At 66.2% G+C, this 20,113-nt stretch carries 12 protein-coding genes, 1 tRNA gene and 2 pseudogenes; 7 read left to right on the top strand and 8 right to left on the bottom strand.

What is annotated here, in order from left to right; translation table 11 throughout:
- Window positions 1–981 precede the first annotated feature (981 nt).
- A pseudogene (gene xynC, locus FOE67_RS30930) lies at window positions 982–2,649 on the bottom strand (glucuronoarabinoxylan endo-1,4-beta-xylanase XynC); the annotation flags it as partial.
- Window positions 2,650–3,407: 758 nt separating this feature from the next.
- Here xynC and FOE67_RS02370 point away from each other — a divergent pair.
- Window positions 3,408–6,863, top strand: coding sequence for a CHAT domain-containing protein (locus FOE67_RS02370; RefSeq protein WP_182660068.1), 3,456 nt, complete (start codon window positions 3,408–3,410; stop codon window positions 6,861–6,863).
- Window positions 6,860–7,528 carry a hypothetical protein gene (locus FOE67_RS02365; protein ID WP_182660067.1) on the top strand — a complete coding sequence of 223 codons (669 nt, stop codon included), beginning with the start codon at window positions 6,860–6,862 and terminating at the stop codon, window positions 7,526–7,528. Before FOE67_RS02370 ends, FOE67_RS02365 begins: the two co-directional genes overlap by 4 nt.
- Window positions 7,529–7,756: 228 nt before the next feature.
- On the opposite strand, the gene FOE67_RS02360 is transcribed toward FOE67_RS02365, so the two are convergent.
- Both FOE67_RS02360 and FOE67_RS02355 read right to left on the bottom strand, forming a co-directional pair.
- Complete coding sequence (locus FOE67_RS02360) at window positions 7,757–8,299, bottom strand: GNAT family N-acetyltransferase (RefSeq protein ID WP_182660066.1); 543 nt, start codon at window positions 8,297–8,299, stop codon at window positions 7,757–7,759.
- 106 nt (window positions 8,300–8,405) lie between these two features.
- The gene (locus FOE67_RS02355; protein WP_182660065.1) at window positions 8,406–8,951 is read right to left on the bottom strand and encodes a GIY-YIG nuclease family protein; all 546 of its coding nucleotides are present in this window, start codon (window positions 8,949–8,951) and stop codon (window positions 8,406–8,408) included.
- A gap of 258 nt (window positions 8,952–9,209) precedes the next feature.
- Here FOE67_RS02355 and FOE67_RS29935 point away from each other — a divergent pair, with 258 nt between their 5' ends.
- Window positions 9,210–9,341, top strand: coding sequence for a YxiG-like protein (locus tag FOE67_RS29935; protein ID WP_267133290.1), 132 nt, complete (start codon window positions 9,210–9,212; stop codon window positions 9,339–9,341).
- Here the strand turns inward: FOE67_RS29935 and FOE67_RS02350 are convergent.
- Window positions 9,331–10,574 (bottom strand): IS3 family transposase gene (locus FOE67_RS02350; protein ID WP_182660064.1). Its coding sequence is split into 2 segments (ribosomal slippage): window positions 9,331–10,292 and window positions 10,292–10,574, totalling 1,245 coding nucleotides; the frame shifts between segments, so codons are not numbered across the junction. The two genes, FOE67_RS29935 and FOE67_RS02350, sit on opposite strands and share 11 nt — an antisense overlap.
- A gap of 290 nt (window positions 10,575–10,864) precedes the next feature.
- Here FOE67_RS02350 and FOE67_RS02345 point away from each other — a divergent pair.
- Both FOE67_RS02345 and FOE67_RS02340 read left to right on the top strand, forming a co-directional pair.
- Entirely contained in the window at window positions 10,865–12,079 is a 1,215-nt protein-coding gene (locus FOE67_RS02345) for a Shedu anti-phage system protein SduA domain-containing protein (protein WP_182660063.1), read from the top strand.
- A complete protein-coding gene (locus tag FOE67_RS02340; protein ID WP_182660062.1) occupies window positions 12,076–12,399 on the top strand; it encodes a hypothetical protein in 324 nt (107 codons plus the stop codon). The genes FOE67_RS02345 and FOE67_RS02340 overlap by 4 nt, the downstream gene beginning before the upstream one ends.
- Before the next feature lie 306 nt (window positions 12,400–12,705).
- On the opposite strand, the gene FOE67_RS02335 is transcribed toward FOE67_RS02340, so the two are convergent.
- Both FOE67_RS02335 and FOE67_RS02330 read right to left on the bottom strand, forming a co-directional pair.
- Window positions 12,706–12,930 (bottom strand): S1 domain-containing protein, encoded by a 225-nt coding sequence (locus tag FOE67_RS02335; RefSeq protein WP_182660061.1) that lies wholly within the window; start codon window positions 12,928–12,930, stop codon window positions 12,706–12,708.
- Window positions 12,931–13,154: 224 nt separating this feature from the next.
- A complete protein-coding gene (locus tag FOE67_RS02330; protein WP_182660060.1) occupies window positions 13,155–13,556 on the bottom strand; it encodes a hypothetical protein in 402 nt (133 codons plus the stop codon).
- 513 nt (window positions 13,557–14,069) lie between these two features.
- On the opposite strand from FOE67_RS02330, the gene FOE67_RS02325 reads away from it, so the two are divergent.
- Window positions 14,070–14,900 carry a Hachiman antiphage defense system protein HamA gene (locus FOE67_RS02325; RefSeq protein ID WP_498370688.1) on the top strand — a complete coding sequence of 277 codons (831 nt, stop codon included), beginning with the start codon at window positions 14,070–14,072 and terminating at the stop codon, window positions 14,898–14,900.
- A gap of 32 nt (window positions 14,901–14,932) precedes the next feature.
- Complete coding sequence (locus tag FOE67_RS02320) at window positions 14,933–18,040, top strand: DEAD/DEAH box helicase (protein WP_182660058.1); 3,108 nt, start codon at window positions 14,933–14,935, stop codon at window positions 18,038–18,040.
- 324 nt (window positions 18,041–18,364) lie between these two features.
- Here FOE67_RS02320 and FOE67_RS02315 read toward each other — a convergent pair.
- Both FOE67_RS02315 and FOE67_RS02310 read right to left on the bottom strand, forming a co-directional pair.
- A pseudogene (locus tag FOE67_RS02315) lies at window positions 18,365–19,611 on the bottom strand (IS701 family transposase).
- Between the two features lie 206 nt (window positions 19,612–19,817).
- Window positions 19,818–19,890: transfer RNA gene (locus FOE67_RS02310), tRNA-Arg, on the bottom strand.
- Between the last annotated feature and the right edge of the window lie 223 nt (window positions 19,891–20,113).

Genomic DNA, 20,113 nt, shown 5'->3' with positions numbered 1-20,113 from the left:
GTTCAGTTGCGGCCCCGTACCCCACCCGCGATCCCCCCGAAGAACCACAGCCGGCCGACAACGACCATAAGGGCCTCTCGCAAGACCGGGCAACGCTCTCCCCTGGAGGAAGCCCTGGCCACCTCCCGTGCGGTGATCGCGGTCATCGGGCCCGGGTGGCCGGACTGCCGGGACGACGCGGGCGGAGTGCGCCTGGCAGACCCCGGTGACCTGGTACGACAGGAACTGGAGGCGGCGCTGCGGAGCGGGGTGCCCCTGGTTCCCGTCCTCATCCGTGGAGCGACCATGCCCACCGCGCGACAGCTGCCCTCCACCTTGCGGACGTTGGCGACCCTCCAAGCTCTCAAACTGCCCAACGAGGACTGGGACTACGGCTTCAAACGGTTGCTGGAAGACCTGGCGGGTTACGGGGTGGTCCCGGCACCGGAACCGGGTGTCGCCCCGCCCGGCCGTCTGACCCCGTTCACCCTCGCGCGCTACCAACGGACCCTGAAGGGAACCCGGCACGCCGTCTTCAACGCGGTGGTGGGCGCCGTCGAACAGCTCCGGTACCCGATCGTCGAGGTCGACGAGGACGGGGCCCGGGCCCGGTTACACCACCCCCCGGGTCATCTCTTCGACAGGGGGCAACAGTCATGCCGGGCCCGGAGGCCGGTGGCCCTCTTGCAGGACCGCGAAGAAGATAACGGGGGGTGGGGAACGCCGCACTCGACCGGCCCCTCCGCCGGGCCGGTCGGGCGCCGACCCCCTTCGCGGTGCCGGCCGCCCGCCCGGTGTGCCTCTCCCCGGGCGTCGGGGCGGGGCGCGGCCGATCGAATGCCCATCGGAGGAGGGGCAGGGGGGAGGCCCCGAATCCACCGCGACCTCCCGCTCCGCCGTCGACCGCTCGGGACCAACCCACCTCCGCCCGGCGGTCCGGCGCGACTCCCGTCCCCGGCGGGCGCGACGGGAGCACGACACCGGCGTTCGGTGTCCGCGTCAGCCGACGCGGACGAGGCGCCACTGCTGGTTGCTCCCGCCCCAGTCGGAGTACTGGACGATGTTCGCCCCGTCATGGCCGGCGCCGCCCTGCACCTCCAGTGCCTTACCGCTGTGACGGTTGATCAGTCGTAGGTGGCCGTCCGCCGACTCGACCGCGCGGAACTGCTGGTTGGCGGCGTTGTGGTCCGTCCACTGCACGATCTCGGCACCGTCCGAGGTGGACCAGTTGTGGACATCGAGAACTTTCCCGGAGTGCCTGGACCGGAGCCGGTGGTGGCCCCCGTCGGAAGCCACGAACCGCCACTGCTGCCAGGCCCCGTCGTTGCGGGACCACTGGGTGATCCGAGCCCCGTCACCGGTGGCCATGTTGTACACGTCCAACACCTTGCCGCTGTTGCGGTTCACCAGGACGTACCAGGCGTTCGGGTCGATCCCGGGGGAGGATCCGGCGACCTCGGCCACGAAGGTCGTCACGCTCCGGGCGGGGAGCTCGGCGGTGAAGGAGTCGTTCGAGACGCCGATCCCGCCCCGGGGAGCGAGGTTCCTGCTCGCGTCCGTCAGCCACGAGGAGACACCGGACACGGTGCCGCGAGCCAGGGTGAAACGCTGACTCACCGACGTCGTCCCCTTGTTGATGGCCACGACGACGATCCGGGAGCCACCCTTGTACGCGGAGGTGTACACGTCCGCCCGCGGGGACGAGGTCGCGTTGACCCGCACGTATCCCGGCCGGACGAACTTCGAGAAGTGCGCCATGTTGGCGCCGCGCTTGCTGATCCGCCCGTCCTCCCGCATCGGGCCGTAGCTTCGGCGGATGTACCACCACACATACGTCTGGAACCCGGCATCCACCATGGAGTGGTGAATGTGTTGCCCCACATCGAGCGCCTGGGGCCAGAGGTCCGCCGAATCACTGCTGTTGGGGTGGTAGACCTCGGTCATCCAGAGTTCTTTGCCCCGGCCCTTTTCCCTGAAGAGGGGATAGGGGAAGTTCCCGTACGGCGTCCCGTAGAGGTGCGCGCCGAGAATGTCCATGTTGGCGAGGGCGGCGGGATCGTTGAGGATCGGGTCCGAGAAACTCTTCACGTACTGGAAGGACTCCGGCGCGATCACCCGGGTCCCGATCGATCCGGCGTTCTCCCGCAGGAAACGGACCATTTCGGCCGGCGTCCACCATGTCCAGTCGTGCGCGTAGTCGGGTTCGTTCTGAACGGAGAGCGCGTACAGGTTCACCCCGTTGTCCCTCATGAACCCGTTGAAGTCGTCGAGGTGCCGCGCGTAGGCGCCGTACATGTCGTGTCGCAGGCGCCTGGCGTTGGACTGGTTGCCGCGGGCGAAGGTCTCGACCATGTGGGCGGGTGGGTTCCACGGCGACGCGAACACGATCGCCCCGTGTTCGATGGCGCGCCTCGCCGTGGCCACCTCCCGGCTCCAGTGCGCCCGGTCCTCTGGGATGGGGATCCTCAGCACGGAGAACCCCAACTGCCCCTCGCCGTTGCCGAAGGCCGTGTCCCGCTGGGCGGGGGTCAGGTCCCCGATCCAGCTCGTGTGGTTCATCCCGCCGAAGCCCCGGATCGTCTGCCGCTCCGCCGAGGGGTCGACGAGCACGTCGGTCTCCGAGGCCGTGGAGGGCGCCCCGGAATCCGCCGAGGCCGGTGTCGCGGCCATGAGAACGGGCAGCGCCCCCATGGTCGCCAGAAGGGCCCTTCGGCTGGGGAAACCCGGTCCCGGGATCATCGGTTCACGGTGGTGCGGCGTCATTTCTTCCCCTCCTGAACATCGGCGTCGATCTATGGCATCCAGGGTTTCGGAACCTGGTTCCGAGTCGTTTCGCTTCGCGTTTGGGAGCGCTCCCATTAGCAGGCGCGCTGCAGGACCGCGGGAATCTGCGTTTTCGTTTCGCACTGAAAGCGGGGGTCACTTCGAATCGCCCACGGGGGAGGCCGGAAGGGCGAAATGAGCCACTCTTGAGTGCGGCGTCGAAAAAGGACTGTTCGATATCGCGGACAATATTCGCAATGTCGAATTCATGAGCACGTTAACGGCCTGTCCGGCAGTCGTCAACCCCCGCTGCAAAGGGTTTCCGTCCCCTCCGGGAAGGAGCCCCACGGGGGTACGCACCTCCCCTCCCCGCGCCCCGACGGGCTCCGAACCCACCCCACCCCCTTCGGGGGAGCGGCGGGGAGGAGCGGCCCCGGATCCGGGGTGTCGACCCCCGGGCGACGGTGAACCCGAGATCGCGGGCCGGGCATGACCGAACACGATGAGCACGGTGCCACCGGCGGCTGTACGCGGCCGGGCATCCGGGCTTCGGCGGGCCCCTGCCGTGCCGGCCTCCCGATCCCGCACCGGGAAACGATCGGGGCCGCCCCGAAGTCGTGCCATGGTGGAGCCCGTTGCTGACCGGTTGGCGCGGGGGGAACGGCGTGCGGCTGTCGCGGGACATCACCGGATGGGCGTTCACCACGGAAGTGGACGGCGTCCGGCACGCGGGACTGGCGGTGGGGCCACCCGGCGTCAGCCCCTTCACCGGCGGTGCCGGATCCGGGGGCAGCCTGTTCACCCGGGCGCACGGATGGTGGGGCCTCCCCGCCCTCCTCTCCCTGAACGACCTGCCCCTCGACCACCCCGTCGATCACCGGTGGTGCGTCACCCGGGACGACGAAGGCGTGCTGTCCGTCATCGCCCCGGACGGCACACCCCTCGTGTACGACCTCCGCCCCGAGGAGCCCCCGGGGTGGCGGGAGACCGCGGTCGCCTCGGGGTCGGTCATGCTGGTCGTCTCCCACGTGCTGCCCGCCGGGGACGATCCGATCGGCGCCCTCGACCTCGAGACGCGGCGGGGAATGGTGTGCGCCGGGCCCGTGCGTTTCGGCGAGCCCGACCACACCCCGCGCCACGACGAGGACGGCGCGCCGACGGCTCGGTTCCTCATCGACCCGGTCGGCACCCTGATGGAACTGGCGCAGTACGTGTGCGACGGCATCCTGTCCCTGTCCCGGGCGAAGCGACGGGCGCGCGACCTGGAACGTACGCGGCAGGCCCTCGCGAAAGACGCGGACCGTGCGGTGACCGCCGAGGCGATGCTGCGACCGCTGTTCCGGGACGAGTTCCTCGACCACCGCGGCCCGGCCGAGTTCGTGTACGTCTACTGGGGGCTCGTCGTCGAGGTCGCCGACGCCTGCGGAGCGGAAGCCGCCCGGCGGGACGCCGCGCTCCGTACCGTCGAGGCCGCCGTCCCCCTGGTGGCGGATCGGTGCGAACGCGAAGTCTTCGAAGAGGCCGACGCGTTGGCCTCACGACTGATCGACGAGCCGGGCGATCCCACCGAAACGGAAGCCGTGCTGTCGGCCGCCGCCCGATTGCGGCTGGCCACCCGGGGACCGGAGGACCTGGCCGCCGACCACTACGCCCGCGGGACGCGCACCCTGTGGGCGGCCCGGCTGGAGGCGGACCTGTACCGCACGTGGGTCACCGACGAGGCGCCCCTCCAGGCCGAGTCCCACCGGCTGGTGGCGGAGGCGGGGGAACTGGTGCTGCGCGCCCTGGAGTCGGAGGCCGGGACGCGAAGGCCCCGACTCCTGGCGCTGTTGGCGCAGATCCTCGCCGACGAGGAGGGGGTTCACCGGGACGCCGCCGCTGCCGCCCTGACGGCATGGCTCGACTCGCCCACCGCCGACGATCCGGACCTCGCCCTCTTCCTGCTCCGGGTGGTGGACGGGGTGCCCCCGGACCTGGCCGGGGGACTGCCCCGGGCGGTGTTCGGGGCCTCCCCGGCCGACTTCGTCGCCACCCACGGCCACACCCCCACCGCGAGAGTGATCGGTCAGGGCGTCAACCTGGCCCGGGAACGCGCCGACCGCTCACTGCTGCGCACCGTGCTGGACTGGGCGGAGCGACTCGACCTCCCCCGGGGCCCCGCCCACCGCAGACAGCTGATCGAGGCACGGCTCCACGTGCTGCCCGACGACCCCACCGACTGCCCGGCCCCCGGCAGTCCACTCCCGGACCTCTCCCCGGAAGCCCTCCGGGCCCGGAGCCCGTGGCAGCGGTCGGCGGCGCTGCTGCACGCCGCCGCCCACGCCCGCGACCTGCGGCAACCCGCTCTCGGCCTGACCCTTCTGCGGCAGGCGGGCGACGCGGGCGGCGGCGAGGGCGTCCGGCTGCTGACGGCGGACCTGCACGACCAGGCGGCGGAGATGGGCGAGCCGGGCCCCGGCCCCGTCCCCTTCCCGTGGGGCTACCGCACGTACGCGGCACTCGGCTACGCCTCGCTCGGCTTCGAGGAAGCGGCACGGGCGAGTCTGGTGCCGTTCGTGCGACGGATCGGCGACCTCCGGGGCGAAGAGCTCGAGGCGGCGCTGTTCGCGATCATCGTGGACGTACCGAACTTCGACACGAGCCGAGCGCCCGAACTCGGCCGTGTCCTGCGCGACCTCGTGCACTCGGCGATGTGGCAACTCACCACGGAATCCGAGACGCTGCCGATGGGGCTGATGCTCGGTCTGCACCAGGCGGGCAAGGGACCCGAGTGGGGCGCCTGGTGGCGAATCGACGGCCCCCTCGCGCTGCCCACCCACATCCAGCACCTTCTCGGCAGGCTCCGCGACCTGGAGGACCCCGCCTCCCCCCGGGGCGCCTCCGGCACTGGCTCGCCCCTGCTGAACACGCTGGACTCCGACCCCCGGCCCGACGGCCACGACACCCGACAGATCGCCCGGAACCTGCGCCGGCGCGTCTCCTCGCTCATCGACGACGAACTGAGCCGTCGCTCGGCACCGTTCGTCGACGACCGGCACCTCTGGGCGAAGGCACAGGAACTGCTGGACGAGCGGACCGTCCTGCTGACCTGGTTCCTGCCCGCCGCGGTGAACGGCGCCGCCGTGCTCCTCGCGGTCACCCGCCGGGACCGGACCCTCGTCGTGCACCTCGGCGACGGCACGGACGGGAACCACGACCGGCACCCGGTGGCGGACCGGGTCGAGGCGATCCGCACCGAGATCGAACGCGACCCGCTGTTCGGCGACGTGACGCCGGAAGGCCACCGACTGCTGCGGCAACCGGGCGACATACCCCTCGGCGGCGCCGAGCTGTGGGAGGAGTGGCGGGCCCGGGGCAAGGACCGGATCCTGGCCTGGCCGCACGGCGCGCTGCACTACCTACCCCTGCCCCTGTGCCGCACCGGGGACCGGATGATCGCCGACGACTGGACCGTCACCACCATCGCCGGACTCGAGGCACTGATCCCCGCCACGGGCCCCGTACGACCACCCCGCACGGTGGTGCTGGCCTCCGCCGACGGCGGCGTGCCCCACGGACTGCACGCCGAACCGCTGCTGGAGGACCACGCGCGGGAGGTCGCCCGGGCCGTCGGCACGGACGCCGTCACCGGGGCCGCCGCCACCCGGGAGAGGCTGCTCACCGAACTGGCCACGGCGGACGTGGTCCACATCGCCGCCCACGGGACGCTGGACCGGGACGCCCCGTGGATGCACTGCCTCCACCTCACCCCCGACCACGACGACGACGGCCGGGTCTTCGCCCACGACTTCCTCGAGACCGACCTGCGGGGTGTCCGCCTGGTCACCCTCGCCGCGTGCGAGTCCGGGCTGGGCCGCTTCGACCGCGCGGACAACGTCCGCGGCATCCCGTCGGCACTGATCACCGCCGGGGCGCAGGCCGTCGTCGGGTGCCTGTGGCCGGTACGCCCGGAACCGGCCACGCACTTCCACCACCACCTGCACCGGCGGATCGCGCGGGGCATCGACCCGGAGCGTGCCTTCCGCGAGGCCCAACTCGCCACCCGCGCCCGGTACCCCCACTACCGTGACTGGGGAGCGTTCACCCACCTGCGTGGCCGTAGCAAGGGAGCCGTGGCATGACCGAGGTCCGGTTGCACGACGTCGAACTCGTACCGGAGCGCACGCTCGGCGGCCCCACCGACGACGAGCCGCTGCTCGGCAGGCTCACCTTCGGCTGGGACGTGCTGCCCGCCGACCACGAGGACATGCCCGCCCCGTGGGCCTCCCACGTCCGGGCGAAGCCCGACCGCGAGTTCCGGCACCTGGTGCTGGTGTGCTCGTTCCGCCCGGCGACCCCGGCCGGCAAGGGCGAGTTCCGCCACGCCTCCCTGGGGGTGGCGCTGTCCACATCGGACGATGGGGTCCGCCCCGTAGCGCGGCTGATCGACCCCGGCGAGCGCACCCGCCCGGTCGCCGTCTCCCGCACGGGCATGAAGGTGACGGTCACCACGGGTCTGGTGGACGTCGGCCTGGACAAACCCTCGGGAGGGGAACCGGAGCGGAACGAGTGGATCGTCCGCGGCCACGGCGCGTCCCAGCCCGACCCGCAGTGGGAGTTCCGCCGGATCAAGGGCTTCCCCCTGGTCGGCGACCACCCGGTGGCGGCGCTGGTGGAACTCGTGCCCGGCCGGTTGAACACGGCGGAGGTACTGGTGGCGGCGGAGGTGGAGCACCGCAGTTGGGGGATCCGCCGCTACCGGGCACGACTCGCGCCCTCGCCGCACGCCATCGTGCTGGCGAGGTGACGACCCTGCCGCCTTCCTCCGGCGGTGGGTTCCCCGCCGAACGGTGGCGCCGCGCAGCCCCCGGGGTCCGGTGACCCTGGCCGCCCCGGGCGCTCGATACCTCCCCCGCCGAGCACCGGAAACCGGCGCCGAGCACGTTGCCCGGGGAAGCGATCCCGGGAGAGGCGGGAGACGACGGGCACCTGCCCTCCCGCTCCCGAGGGAGCGGTCCGGCCGTGAAAGCGTCGGTCAGCGGATGGCGTGGATCATCACGGTGAGGAGTGGTGAGGCCGGTGACGGCCGGCTTTGCTCGATGTCCTCGTAACCCCACGACCTGTAGAGGACGTGGACCTTTCTGTCCCCGGCGGCCGGGTTGACCATGAGCGTGACGTGCGGCTCGGCGCGGTCGGCGAGGATCGCGTGGTGGATGCGGCGGGCGGTGCCGGTCTTCCGCCGGGCCGGTCGGACGCCGATCTCCTTCAACGTCACGGCCGGGCGCTCGGTCTGCCTCTCGGCCGGCGTCGGGGTGGTGCGCTGCCAGTATCGGTCGCCGTGCTCGATGGTGTTGGCGTAGGCGTAGCCGACCGGGTGACCGTCGGCATAGGCGAGGACAGTGGTGAACCCCGGCTCGGCGGCGTGCCGGTCCAGCCGCTCACCGAACGCGGTGACCGCGTAGTTCGGCAGATGGAGCAGCGGGGCGCGCACCTCGGCGTACACATCGAGGAGATCCCCACGAACCCCCGCATCGACAACGGTAAAGGCACGCAGGTCGATCGCCGAGGTCGTGGTCACGCAGGCCGTCCTTTCGGCAGGCAGGGTCACGTCCCACATTCCCACGGCGGCGCCTCGCCGGGGTGTCCATCACCCTGGAACCGGCCGACGATGCCGACCCGGCGGCCTATGAAGCGATGGGCAACGCCCGGGCCCGGGCGCGGGCTTCGGCCCGCAGCCCCTTGAGGCGGTCGTGGAACGCGTTGTGACGGTTCCGGTCGAGATTCAGGGGCACATCGAGGCGGGAGATGAGCTGCGACTCCACGCTCCACGGTTCGTCACACTCGACCCAGCACACCCGGGCGTTCTCCGCCATCCAGGCCCTCAGCCGGGCTTCCCCCTCCCTGCCGAAGGTCATGCGCCCCCCGCTGCCCACCCGGCGCAACTCCAGGCCCAACAGGCAACCGAGGGTGAGCCGCAGTGTCGATCCGGCCGCGTTGCCCCGGTAGTGGTACCGGATCCGCTTCCGCAGGTTCTGCTTGCTGACCCGATTCGCCATGTAGCGCGGGGCTATGCCGACATAGAGCAGGCATCCTGCCGGTAGGTCCGGATGAGGCGGCCTCTCGAAGTGCCATCCGTAGACCCCCGCCGCGGCCGGGACGGGACTCGGTCGGGCCATGACCTCCTCGGCCGACCACAGACGGTCGGGGCGGACGAGAGCAGCGGCTTCCACGAATCCTCCAGGTACACCGGGCCTACCCGAAGGATCGTATGACTTTATGGTTGGTCGGTTCCGGGACTGTGCCCACTGCCCTCACAGACCGGGGGCCTGTACCCGGGCCGTCGCCGATCGCCTCGGCGTCCTCATCGGAGATCGCGGGGGAAGCGGCATCCGGGTGGAACGTGCCCGGCCGGGCCCGGAAACCCTCAGTCCCGGCAGGGGTGGATGCCGGGCTGCCGAAGGCTCAACGGCTGGGATAGAAACGGTCGCATGGACGTCGCAGTACTCGAACGGATGCTGGACGAGGCCTTCGAGCACGCGGTCGTGTACCACGGATACACCACCTACACGCGTGACTACGAAGTGAACCGCTCCGGGATCGGTGGAGGCTCTATGCGCTGACTCCAGCCGCCGGTTGGGGCTGGTGTTGAGCGTAGTGGTTGGTCTCGTGCTCGTGGGGCGGGATGTCTCCGATCGCGGTGTGGAGGCGCTGGTTGTTGAACCAGTCGGCCCATTCCGCGGTGCCGAGTTCGATGTCGGCGAGGCCGTGCCAGGGCCTGCGGGGCTTGATCAGCTCGGTCTTGTAGAGGCCGATCTGGGATTCCATGAGCGCGTTGTCCAGAGCATCACCGACGGTGCCGACCGAGGCGTCGATACCCGCCTCGATCAGGTGCGCGGTGAACGCGAAAGACGTGTATTGGCTGCCTGCATCCGAATGATGAACGAGCCCCGGTCCAGCGGGAGTTCCGGCGCGGTCGCGGCGCCAAAGGGCCATGTCGAGGGCGTCGAGGACGGGCTTGGCTCGCTTGCTGGTGGCGGCGGGCCAGCCCACGACGGCTCGGGAGAACACGTCCACGACGAACGCGACGTAGACGATCCCGGACCAGGTGGCGACACAGGTGAAGTCCGCGACCCATCTTTCGTCCGGCCGGGATGCGGTGAAGTCACGTTGCAGCAGGTCGGCGGCCCGATCATGGCCGTCGTTCCGGACGGTGGTGCGGATCTTCTTCCCGCGCCGGGCGCCCTCCAGGCCCAGCTCGCGCATCAGCCGGGCGACGGTGCAACGGGCCACCGGTATGCCCTCGCGACGCAGTTGCCGCCAGACTTTCCTGACCCCGTAGACGCTGAAGTTGTCCTTGTGGACGCGGCTGATCTGCGCCTTCGGTTCGGTGTCGCGGACTGTTCGGGTGCTGGGGGTGCGGTTCTTCGCCGCGTGGTAGGTGCTCGTCGCGATCTTCAGTCCGTGGCTGGTCAGGACTCGGCGGATCGGCTTGACGCCGAACACCTGGCGGTGCGCATCGATGAACGCTACGAGCGCTTCGAGGGCCGGTCGAGCTCGGCCGCGAAGAAAGCCGACGCCGCCTTGAGGATCTCGTTCGCCCGCCGCAGCTCGGCGTTCTCCGCCTTCAGGCGCTTGATCTCTGCAGCCTCGTCCGAAGTCACGCCCGGACGCCGGCCGGCATCGACTTCGGCTTTGCGGACCCAGCTCCGCACCGTCTCAGCGGCACCGATCCCGAGCTTCGCGGCGACGGCCTTCATCGTGGCCCACTCGGTCGGGTAATTCGGGCGGACCTCCGCGACCATGCGCACCGCACGCTCACGAAGCTCAGCAGGATAGGGGGACGGACGTGCCATGACTCGATCCTCTCAGGGAATCGAGCCTCCATCAGACCCGGAGCGGTTCAGTCGGAGCCCGGGGCGCACCTCTGGGCAGCACTCTCTGTTCCCCGTGGTTCCCAGCCAGTTCTGGAATGCGTATGGCACGGCCTGCTCTGTCCACCATCCCGGCAGCCTGGCTTTGCGTGTCCCAGGCCGCGCTGAAGAGGACCCGTTCAAGGGTGGCTGGCGCTGTTGGCCAGCTCGGACTGCTGCGCCCCATAGTTGTCAGCGCCGACGTTGTCAGTGCCTGCTCTTAAGGTGCCGGTATGGCGATATTCCGGTCCAGCTACTCACTCAGGCTCATGGTCGAAGAAGCGCGAAAACTCACCGAGCACGCTGGCGTGCGTGAACGGATCGACGCGGTGTTGCGCATCATGGGCGATGGCTTCGGCGGGACGTACGGTAAGGGAAGACCGCTGGTGGATGCCCTGGAGGATGTAGCCCAAAAGTGCCTTCTCCACGAGGAGTTCGCACTAGCTCAGCGCTTCCAGAGGTTCGCCGGCTACGCAGGCGGCAAACTCTACCTCGACACTGTTGAGAATTACTACGACGCGAAGGCGCGGCAGCGGAGCGAGGAGTTCATGCGGCGAATGGCTGCCATGGGCGCCGATCGAGCCGTGTCCGCCCTGGAGGCGCTGCGCGTCGAGAACCCCGATGCGAGTGTTACCGACGCCCTTGCTCTCTTCCGTGGCATCGCCCGGTCTACCGGCCACCTGGGTATCGGAGACGGCGAGGGCGGAATCCAACTGCCCACCAAGTACCTCAAGCGCCTCCAAGAGTACGGGCACATGGAACTGATCCTTCGGGCTCTGCCCCGGCCGGCCTCCACCGAGACCGCCCGGATGATGAGCGAGTTCCTGGAAGATGCAGATGCTGGAATGCTGGCCCAGTTACTGGAACTGCGGGCTAGGCGGGCGGGCCTCGCCTCCCTGCGCGCCGCAGTGAACCGTCCTGAGAGCTCCGAGGGTGCCCTCCACGCCTGCCTGAAGAACCAGGAGTGGATCTTCGGTGGTGCCTTCGTGGCTGAGCTGGCCCGCCGCCAGTACACCTCGGACACCATTCTCGACATTCCGCTGCTGCGGGGGGACGGCTCCTTGCATGTGGTGGAACTCAAGCGTGCCAACATCGAGAAACTGGTCATCCGGCCCAGCGGCCAACTCATGCTGGGCGCCCCGGTCCACCGCGCGGTTTCGCAGACGCAGAACTACCTGCGGACCTTGGACGAGGGCCGTGAATCCATCCTCGCGCGGTACGGGGTCGACACGCGCAGGGCCTCCGCGACTGTCGTGATCGGGCATCCGCAGTACGTAAGTGAGGGAGTCACACCCCAGCAGGTCGCGGACACACTGCGGACCTACAACACGCACATGGCGCGTATAGAAGTGATCACCTACGAGACCTTGCTGGAGTCTGCGGAGCGGATGCTTACGCTCTCGTCGGCCGAGCAGACCTCCGGCCAAGTTGAGGGACACACGGCATGAACGACGACTCTCCCGCGATCGAGCCGCTTCTGGCGAGACTCTGCGGTGGCGCTATCAATGGCAAAGACTACGTCGGCTACTTCATGAACGAGCACGGCGAGGAACTCGTCTTCGCCCAGCGGCGGGGCGACAAGACCGCCCGGCTCTGGCACAGCGACGCGGACTGGAAGATGGTCCGGGTCGGTGATCATTCAATACGGCTCGACGGAGCCATGGAAGGGGTGATCACCGTGGCCGACCTGATCATCGACCGCTCTGAGGCGACATGGCTGTCCTCATGCCTCGCAGCCTCCCGTCATCTGCGCCCGGGGCGCGCCTGACGCGTTCAGAAGCAGGTCAGGCGCCTATTGGATCTAGTAGGTGCCTGACCTGGTGTTCCTCTCCCGGGGTGGCGGTATATGCACCACACGACCTGCCCCGGGCTGCTGAGCGCTGCTGTCGTCCGCCGCCGTTGCCCTCGGGGTTGCTGTCACTGCCCTCGGCCCGGAGCCTATTGACCACCTCTTTAGGAGTTCGATCACCTTGTCGCACGGCGTGCCGAAACGGGGCTCAGCGGTCGCTCGTGGGTCCGACCGTGGCCGCTTCGGTGCGCCATCGTTCGTTGTCGTTGATGTCAGCTGGTGATGTCAGGCGGGTCGAGGAACGATGTTCACGGCCCGGTAGCTGTACCCGTCCTGTTTGAAGCCAGGGGCTTCCCACTGGAGGTCCACTTGCTGTCCCGGCGACAGCGCTCGGAAGCCCTCCACTTGGATGTGGGAGAAGTGGCCCCAACATCCGCCGGGAGTCTCGGGGGAGTCGAGCACGCCCCACCCTTCCTCGTCGTGCCACTCGCGGACAGTCGCAGTCACCATGGGGGAACCTTACGGCTCCGTCTGTGCCGGCACACCGGGGACCTCAGCTTGGGAAGCTGCGATCACTTGGGGCCGGTTCGGTCGCTGACCTGGGCGGACGGCCGGTGAGTGGTCTCGTCGGGCCTGGTCGCTTGTATCGTGATTCCCCGTTGCTCCCCGCTCGATCTGGTGCGCTTGTGGTGCGGAGTCGTGCGATAGCCGGAGGATCGCCTTCGTAAGCCGCCCTACCACTTCCGCCACTTGTCCGTGAGCTGGTACCGGCCGAGGCCGTGGCGGGTGGTTAGGGCGACGACATCGACGCCGTGCTCGGTAAGCAACTCGTCGATGTAGTCGCACAGCTCTTCGCGTTCGTCGGTTTCGAAGGCACTGCCGTTGTGGGCGTCGTCCACCGCGTTGAGGGCCAGGACGACGCGTTCCACCACAGCAAAGACCTGTTCGTCAGGGGCCTCGCCAAGTCTAGGAAGCTCGCCCTCGAACACGTCGAGGACTACGTCGGTCGCCGTAAGCAGTTCCTCGGGAAACAGCGCTGCCATGCAGGCGCACTCGGGGTCCAGGGTGCCGGCGGCAAGCTCCTCGGCTTCCTCAGCTATGCCGTGACGCCAGCTCGTAGCCGGTCTCTCGGCCATGGGCGGGACCGTACAGCTCGGTACTGACAGCGACGGCTGAACATCCGCGGGGCGGTCAGCGGCCTCCGCCCTATGCGCACGCTTTCCAACTGTGGTGGTGTGGTGACGGGCGGGGCGTAGGGGCGTTCACCTGCGTTCATGGACGGTCGGCCGCCAGTCGGCGGGCCAGCCCGGGTTCCGTCTGAACGGCCCTGGACGGGGCTGAATGAGACGGAAACTGAGACGGGCGGCCAGCATGCGTCCGGGGACGAGGGGAGGGTGCGCTCGTCGGCCTCGAGCGCTCTCAGGGCACTCACCCGTCCGGTGCACTGATGTGTGACCCGCTTACAAGCAGGTTCTGTGGCTGGCAACTGGGGAAGCTAGAGGACACGGCCGAGTTACAGCGGCCTTCCACTGTTCCCCTTTGCAGTCTCTGCCCGTAGATTGGATGCGTCACAGCTGTAGCTCGTAGGCCAGTCGTGGGGGCGCGACGCCGGGGGGGTGGGGGGACAGTTGCCGCAGCTTTTCACGATCGTGTCCGATGAAGTAGTGAACGGCCACAGGTATGTTCACGTCAAACCATCAGACCAAGCTTCATTTGCCCGCGCCATTGCACCTCTTGTCACAGCACACTACTTCAATGAGGTAGATGCGAGAGCGCGACTTCTCCGATCAGCGCAAGAATTGTCCTTATTCAGCGGTGAAGCTTTCGAAGTGACAGAGGAAGATGTCCAGCTTGCCTTAGAGGAAGAGTTGGATGCAGTTTTGCCGGCTGCTTGGAAAGGGGACCGCAAGAAGCACTTTGACGTCCAGAGAAGTGAATTTGGCGAGATTCTAGCAGGCGAAGCGCTGAAAGAAATATTCGGCACCAAAATTCCTGCTTCCAGGATCAAGCACAAAGAAATACCCGATCAACAGACTCGTGGTGCGGACGTCATTGGCGTTGAAGATGAGCAGACCACCAGAGTCACGCTCGTCCTCGGGGAAGTGAAAGGGTCTGATCAGGCTAAGAGTCCCCCGGGCGTGGTGTCTGGGATGGAGAAGAAGCTAGCCGAACTGGTTACCGATAGGCGAGCCCTTCTTCAAGAACTGTGCTGGCTTCAGGAGTATGCGGAAGAACCGTACGCGGGAGTCTGTTCAAGGCTGCACGCCTCGTTCATCTTGAAGAAGGATAAATTCGACATAGTACTAGCTCCATTGCTCGTACGGACGTTGGACACGCACCACGAGAATGACCCAGGTACATTCAAAACCAACCCCGAAGGCTTTGGCCACAAGATTCGCTGGGTTAGCATTGTCGTCGAAGGAGACCTGTTTCAGATAGCCCAGGAGGTCTATCGAATCGCCAGGGAGGGGGCAGCATAGTGGATAGAAATCAAATCTTCGTCGACGCTTTCATGAGCGAAGGTGGAGACGATCACATCGGTTCTGTGCGCCTTGGATACCTGGCTCGCTTTCTAGATGCTTCTCTGCAGTCTGAAGACGATCTAGACATTGAGACGGTAGATGAAATCGCGTGGTCATTTGAGTCTGTAGCACTCTCTGCAGATCGCTCAGAGAAAGGGGAGCTCCGGGTCGCTCAACTGGCTCAGCGCGCCTTCCATCTACGCACCGCCCAGTGGGCATCGGAGCATCCGAATTCGCTCTATGACCTATGGATGCTTGTCGTGTCTGGCACGCTCGCCCAAAAGCAGCCCGAGCTCCGCCTGTTGCTGGCGGGAGACCAACTTTCACGTTTCCAAGAGCGGGACGAGTTTCAAAATTGGAGCGAACAGGTTTGGCATAACTGCGTATTGTCGCTTGCCATGTTGGCTCGTAAGAGTCGCTCTTGGGACGATGTCGACGAAGGCCTGACCTATCTGACGCGCTTGACTAGCATGCAACGGCAAGCGGAGTCGCGAATTTTCAACGGTTCCGAGCAAGAAGATTGGCGGGAAGATAAAGAGAAGTGTAAACTGCTTGGGCTGTATCACATCGGTGAAGCACTTGCCGTTTTGGGGAACTACCTACGTACCGGCGCCCCTGAAAGTGTCCTCGTGACGTTGCAACGCCATGGCGAAAATGCACGCCTCTTGCTTGGGGCAAGTGGTGACATAGAGCTGGAGCGCATCGGTGAAACAATTGAGCCGCTGACCACTGCGATGACTCGAGCTTCAATTTGGTACAACACCTCAAGGCTATCTACTGCGGCTCGTGAGTTTGCACAGAGAATTGCCTCAGACGGGCAAAATAGTCCTGTTTCAGAGCTTTGGTGGTCTCAGCGAGAAGCCTTGTCGCAGAGCTTGCTGGACCCCTTCAAGACGGCAATCAGCGTTCAAATGCCGACGAGTGCAGGAAAGACCCTTCTGGCAGAGTTTTCCATTGTTCAAACGATGGCACTCAACCCAGGGTCGGTTGTTGCTTACCTCGTACCCACACGGGCATTGGTCAACCAGATGACACGACGCCTCCGGAGTGACTTGGCTGGAGGGAGTTCGGACGGATCTGAGATCTCTGTAGAAGCGGCGGTCCCTGTCTTCGAGCTGGATCCCATAGAGACCACACTTCTCAGTGCTCGTCCAGATGTGTTGGTTACGACCCCAGAAAAGCTGGACCTACTCGTCAGAGCGGACCATCCGAGTGTTCGTGACCTCTCACTTGTCGTCGTCGATGAGGCGCATCACATCGCGGACGAAAACCGTGGCCCTCGGTTGGAGCTCCTACTTGCCACTCTAAAGAAGGAGCGCGGCCGGCGCTGCCGCTTCTTGCTTCTGACTCCCTTTTTACCAAATGCTTCTGATCTGGCGAAATGGCTTGGCACCGGTGAGGGTGCCGCTATTGAGTTGAACTGGAAGCCCAGTGAACAGGTAAGGGCTCTGGGGCATTGGACGCGGAACCGGAAAGAGAAGTGCTACCACGATTCGCTGCAACTTATCCCTTCCGCAACTCAACCGACCAACTGGGACGGGGAAGTTCTGGACTTGGGGAAGGCTTCTGTAGAACTTGATAGTCGGCAACGACCGGCGCTTTCTGCATCTCTTGCCATTTCGCTCAGCAAGAAGACCAAGGGAGGTTCGCTAATTCTCACAGGAGGGCCGAGTTACGCGGAAAAAAGAGCTCTCCAGGTAGCTAGCAATCTTCCTCGCAATGCATTGTCGGAATGCCCGGACAGTGATTTGCTGGAAGCGGTAATCGAATATGTGAAGAGTGAACTCGGAGAGGAATATCCGCTAGCCAAAACGTTGGAGTCAGGTGTGGCGTTTCATCATGCCGGACTCCCCCCCGAGGTGCGCAGCCTCGTAGAGGTACTACTCGATAAAGGATGCATCCGGGTAGTAGCGGGCACCTCCACCTTGGCTCAGGGAGTGGACTTCCCGCTTTCGTCCGTGATCGTAGAGACACTCAAGGTGCCGCAAAGGCGCGGGGAGAAGTATAGAAGTCTGCGCTACTCAGAGTTTTGGAATATCGCCGGACGAGCTGGACGGGCACTAAAGGACCACGTGGGCGTGGTCGTCTATCCGTCGATCAATGCGAACCAGGATAAGGAGTTCCGTGACTACCTTGAGGGCGAGGCGGTCAAGGTAGTATCAGCCCTGCTGGACGTCGTAAAACTACTAGACGAGGCCCGGCCTGAGTACAACTTGCGCCTCGTTCGTGGAAACCCTCAGATTAGTCACTTCTTTCAATATCTGGCTCACGCGCTCAAAGTTGGCGGATTTGATGCGGCGAGTGCAGAAGTCGAAGAGATTCTACGATCGTCGCTTGTATTTCATGGATTGCAGTCGACTGACAGGGATGTGGCGGAGCGCCTTGTTCATTGGTCGCGAGGGTTCATGGAAGAATTCCGATCCAATTCATTCCTCGGAATCGCCGATGTGACAGGATTGTCGCTACCCAGTGTCGGTCTACTTTCAGCGACTTCCCCTAAGGTTTTCAAGGAGCCTAACTTCTGGGCGCCGGAGAACCTATTTGGTGACGATCTCAACCCGCTAATGCAGGTGATCGAGGTCCTTGCTGAAGTGCCGGAAATGTCTCTGGCGCCCACTGATGACCCAGGTGGTCTAGATGCAAGGCGAGTGGCTGGCGTTCTCAGGGACTGGGTAGCGGGCAAGACGCTGCCGGAGATCGCAGATAGCTGGTTTTCGAGGTCTGACAAGCCATTGACCGACGCGGGTAAGTACCTCTTTCGAGAGGTATCAAATTATCTGCCCTGGGGTATTGGGGCACTGCAACTGGTTGAGCTTGCGGGGAGGAGTGCGGAGGAAACGGCACATGCCTTCCACGTTCCTGCAATGTCCTTCTACGGCGTAGATAGTATCGAGGCACTTCCGTTGCGAATGGTTGGTGTTCCTCGGGCTGCCGCTAAATATTTTGGGGCGCGTGCTCCTCGTTTTTCATCCTTCCGCGAAGCTCGATCTTGGATGGCCGCAAGGCCGAACTCTGCCTGGGCTGCTGCTTCCACACGCAACGTCTCGGCCGAAACTCTCAAAACGGTTTGGGAGGCAGTCGGTGGGTCCACTGCATGAGTGGTCACAAATCATCTTTCCCTATTGAGATTAATTGTCAGTTGCGCCGACGTCGCGATCTTAAGGTCGGCGGAGCGGCTTTGGGCTGGAGCTGCTTTGGCGCGAGTGATCATGGCCCCGTAAGCTTCCGGCGCGTCGGGCAGTCTGTGGACCTGCCAGCTAGTACTCCAGTTGCAGTTCGCTATCGCTGCTGGTCAGAAGCCTGTTTCTGAGTGTAGTGGTCTGACTGCGCGTCATGTTCGGCGAGTTCGTGACCTCGGGTGCGACGGTGGTCGTGGCAGCGGCGGGCGATGGTCTGGTGCCGTCGTCGCCAGCGAGACCAGCTCAATGTGTGATCGAGCTTGCGGTGGTGTGGAGGTAGGGGCGGGTGAGCTGCCAGGAGTCGCCGGATCTCTGCCACGGTGAGGGGGACGAGGGCGCCGGAACCGTTTCTGCATCCCCCTTTTTCCCTTCCAAGGCGGCGATGGCGGCCAGGAAGGCGTGGGCGAGCATGGCGAGCGTGATATGTCGGTACCAGCCCGGATACCGGCGGACTTCGTACTCGTCCAGGCCGCACTCGTTCTTCGCGGCCTGGAAGCACTCTTCGATCGCCCAGCGTGATCCGGCGATGCGTACCAGCTCTTCGAGGGTGGTGCCGTCGGGCGCGTAAGCGAGATAGTAGGAGATCTCGTCGGGTCGGGCGAGACTGCGGCGGGCCAGCACCCACCGGCGGTGGGTGGGCTGGTTGCCATCGAAGATGTCGATGCCTGGCAGTGTCGCCGCGGCCCAGTCGTAGACGCGGGGGCCCTTGGCGCCGTCCCCGCAGGACAGACGCTGCCATACGTCCTCGGGCGCGTCGGCGACGAGCTGGTCGATGCGCCAGATCCCGGCAAGGGACTTGATCTGCTGGGACTTCGGCACGGCCAGTACGTAGCCGACGCCGGCTTCCTCCAACATGCGGCGGAAGCGCCACTCCTGGCCGTAGGCGGCATCCGCGGCCACCCAGGCGATCGGCAGGGGCGAGGCCAGGGCCCTGGCCACCATCACCTTGGCCAGGTCGCCCTTGGTGGCGAACCCCCGCTCATGGGGGATCCCCGCCGCGGCACAGCGGTCCGCATCCTGTGTCCAGGACTTCGGCAGATACAGCTCCCGGTCCACCAGCGCCCGCCCGTTGTTGGTGGCGTAGGCGACGAAGACGCCGATCTGGCAGTTCTCCGTGCGGCCGGCCGTGCCGGAGTACTGCCGCTGCACCCCGGCCGAGGTGGAGCCCTTCTTGAGGAAGCCCGTGTCATCGACGATCAGCACGCCAGCCGGGTCCCCGAGCTTCTCAGCGACGTATTCCTGCAGGTCATCCCGTAACTCGTCAGGATTCCAGCACGCCCGACCGAGCAAGTGCTGCAACCGGCCGGCGTGCTGTGACCCGCGTACTCGACCAGCTGCCAGCCGTTTTTCCGGCCCACCGGGCCGAGCAGGCCTCGCACGTAGGCGCGCATACGCCGCCGCAGATCGACCCGGCCGAACCGGTGACCGACCCGCACCAGCACTTCTTCCAGTTCCGACGACCAGACATCGGGCTGTACATCATCTTGCATGACCAGCACAACGGCCCGCCGCACCCGAGGTCACGAACTCGCCGAACATGACGGGCAGTCAGGCCACTACACTCAGAAACAGGCTTCTGACCAGCAGCGATAGCGAACTGCAACTGGAGTACTAGTGGCACGCGTGTGGCACGACCCCGGACGCGACGAAGGGCCTGTTCGGGAGGAAACCCCTCCTGAACAGGCCCTTCTGGCTGTGCCCCCGGCAGGATTCGAACCTGCGACACCCGCTTTAGGAGAGCGGTGCTCTATCCCCTGAGCTACGGAGGCGTGGGTGGTGCGGGGCGACGGCTGGTGGCCGTGCGCCGGGGTCAGTGTAGCCGGTGGGGCGTCCGGCGAACGGGCGCGGGGCGGCGCGACCGGTGGAGGGTCGGTGTGGGTCGCTGGAGGATCGGGCCACCGGCATCGGGTAGTTGAAGTACTTCCTCGGGACGGTGGTCGACCACGGCGATTCCCCCGTGTGGCCGGGGGGGGCGGAGGCCGGTGGGTGCGG

The organism is Streptomyces calidiresistens (assembly GCF_014141525.1).
GTDB lineage: Bacteria > Actinomycetota > Actinomycetes > Streptomycetales > Streptomycetaceae > Streptomyces > Streptomyces calidiresistens.
The sequence above is the reverse complement of the archived record's forward strand: the minus strand, read 5'-3'. Positions and strand labels throughout refer to the sequence as shown.

Coding starts and splice junctions, on each gene's coding strand:
- FOE67_RS29935 (WP_267133290.1), top strand. CDS start 9,210: ATGGACGTCGCAGTACTCGAACGGATGCTGGACGAGGCCTTCGAGCAC.
- FOE67_RS02330 (WP_182660060.1), bottom strand. CDS start 13,556: ATGGCCGAGAGACCGGCTACGAGCTGGCGTCACGGCATAGCTGAGGAA.
- FOE67_RS02335 (WP_182660061.1), bottom strand. CDS start 12,930: ATGGTGACTGCGACTGTCCGCGAGTGGCACGACGAGGAAGGGTGGGGC.
- FOE67_RS02320 (WP_182660058.1), top strand. CDS start 14,933: ATGAGCGAAGGTGGAGACGATCACATCGGTTCTGTGCGCCTTGGATAC.
- FOE67_RS02345 (WP_182660063.1), top strand. CDS start 10,865: ATGGCGATATTCCGGTCCAGCTACTCACTCAGGCTCATGGTCGAAGAA.
- FOE67_RS02340 (WP_182660062.1), top strand. CDS start 12,076: ATGAACGACGACTCTCCCGCGATCGAGCCGCTTCTGGCGAGACTCTGC.
- FOE67_RS02365 (WP_182660067.1), top strand. CDS start 6,860: ATGACCGAGGTCCGGTTGCACGACGTCGAACTCGTACCGGAGCGCACG.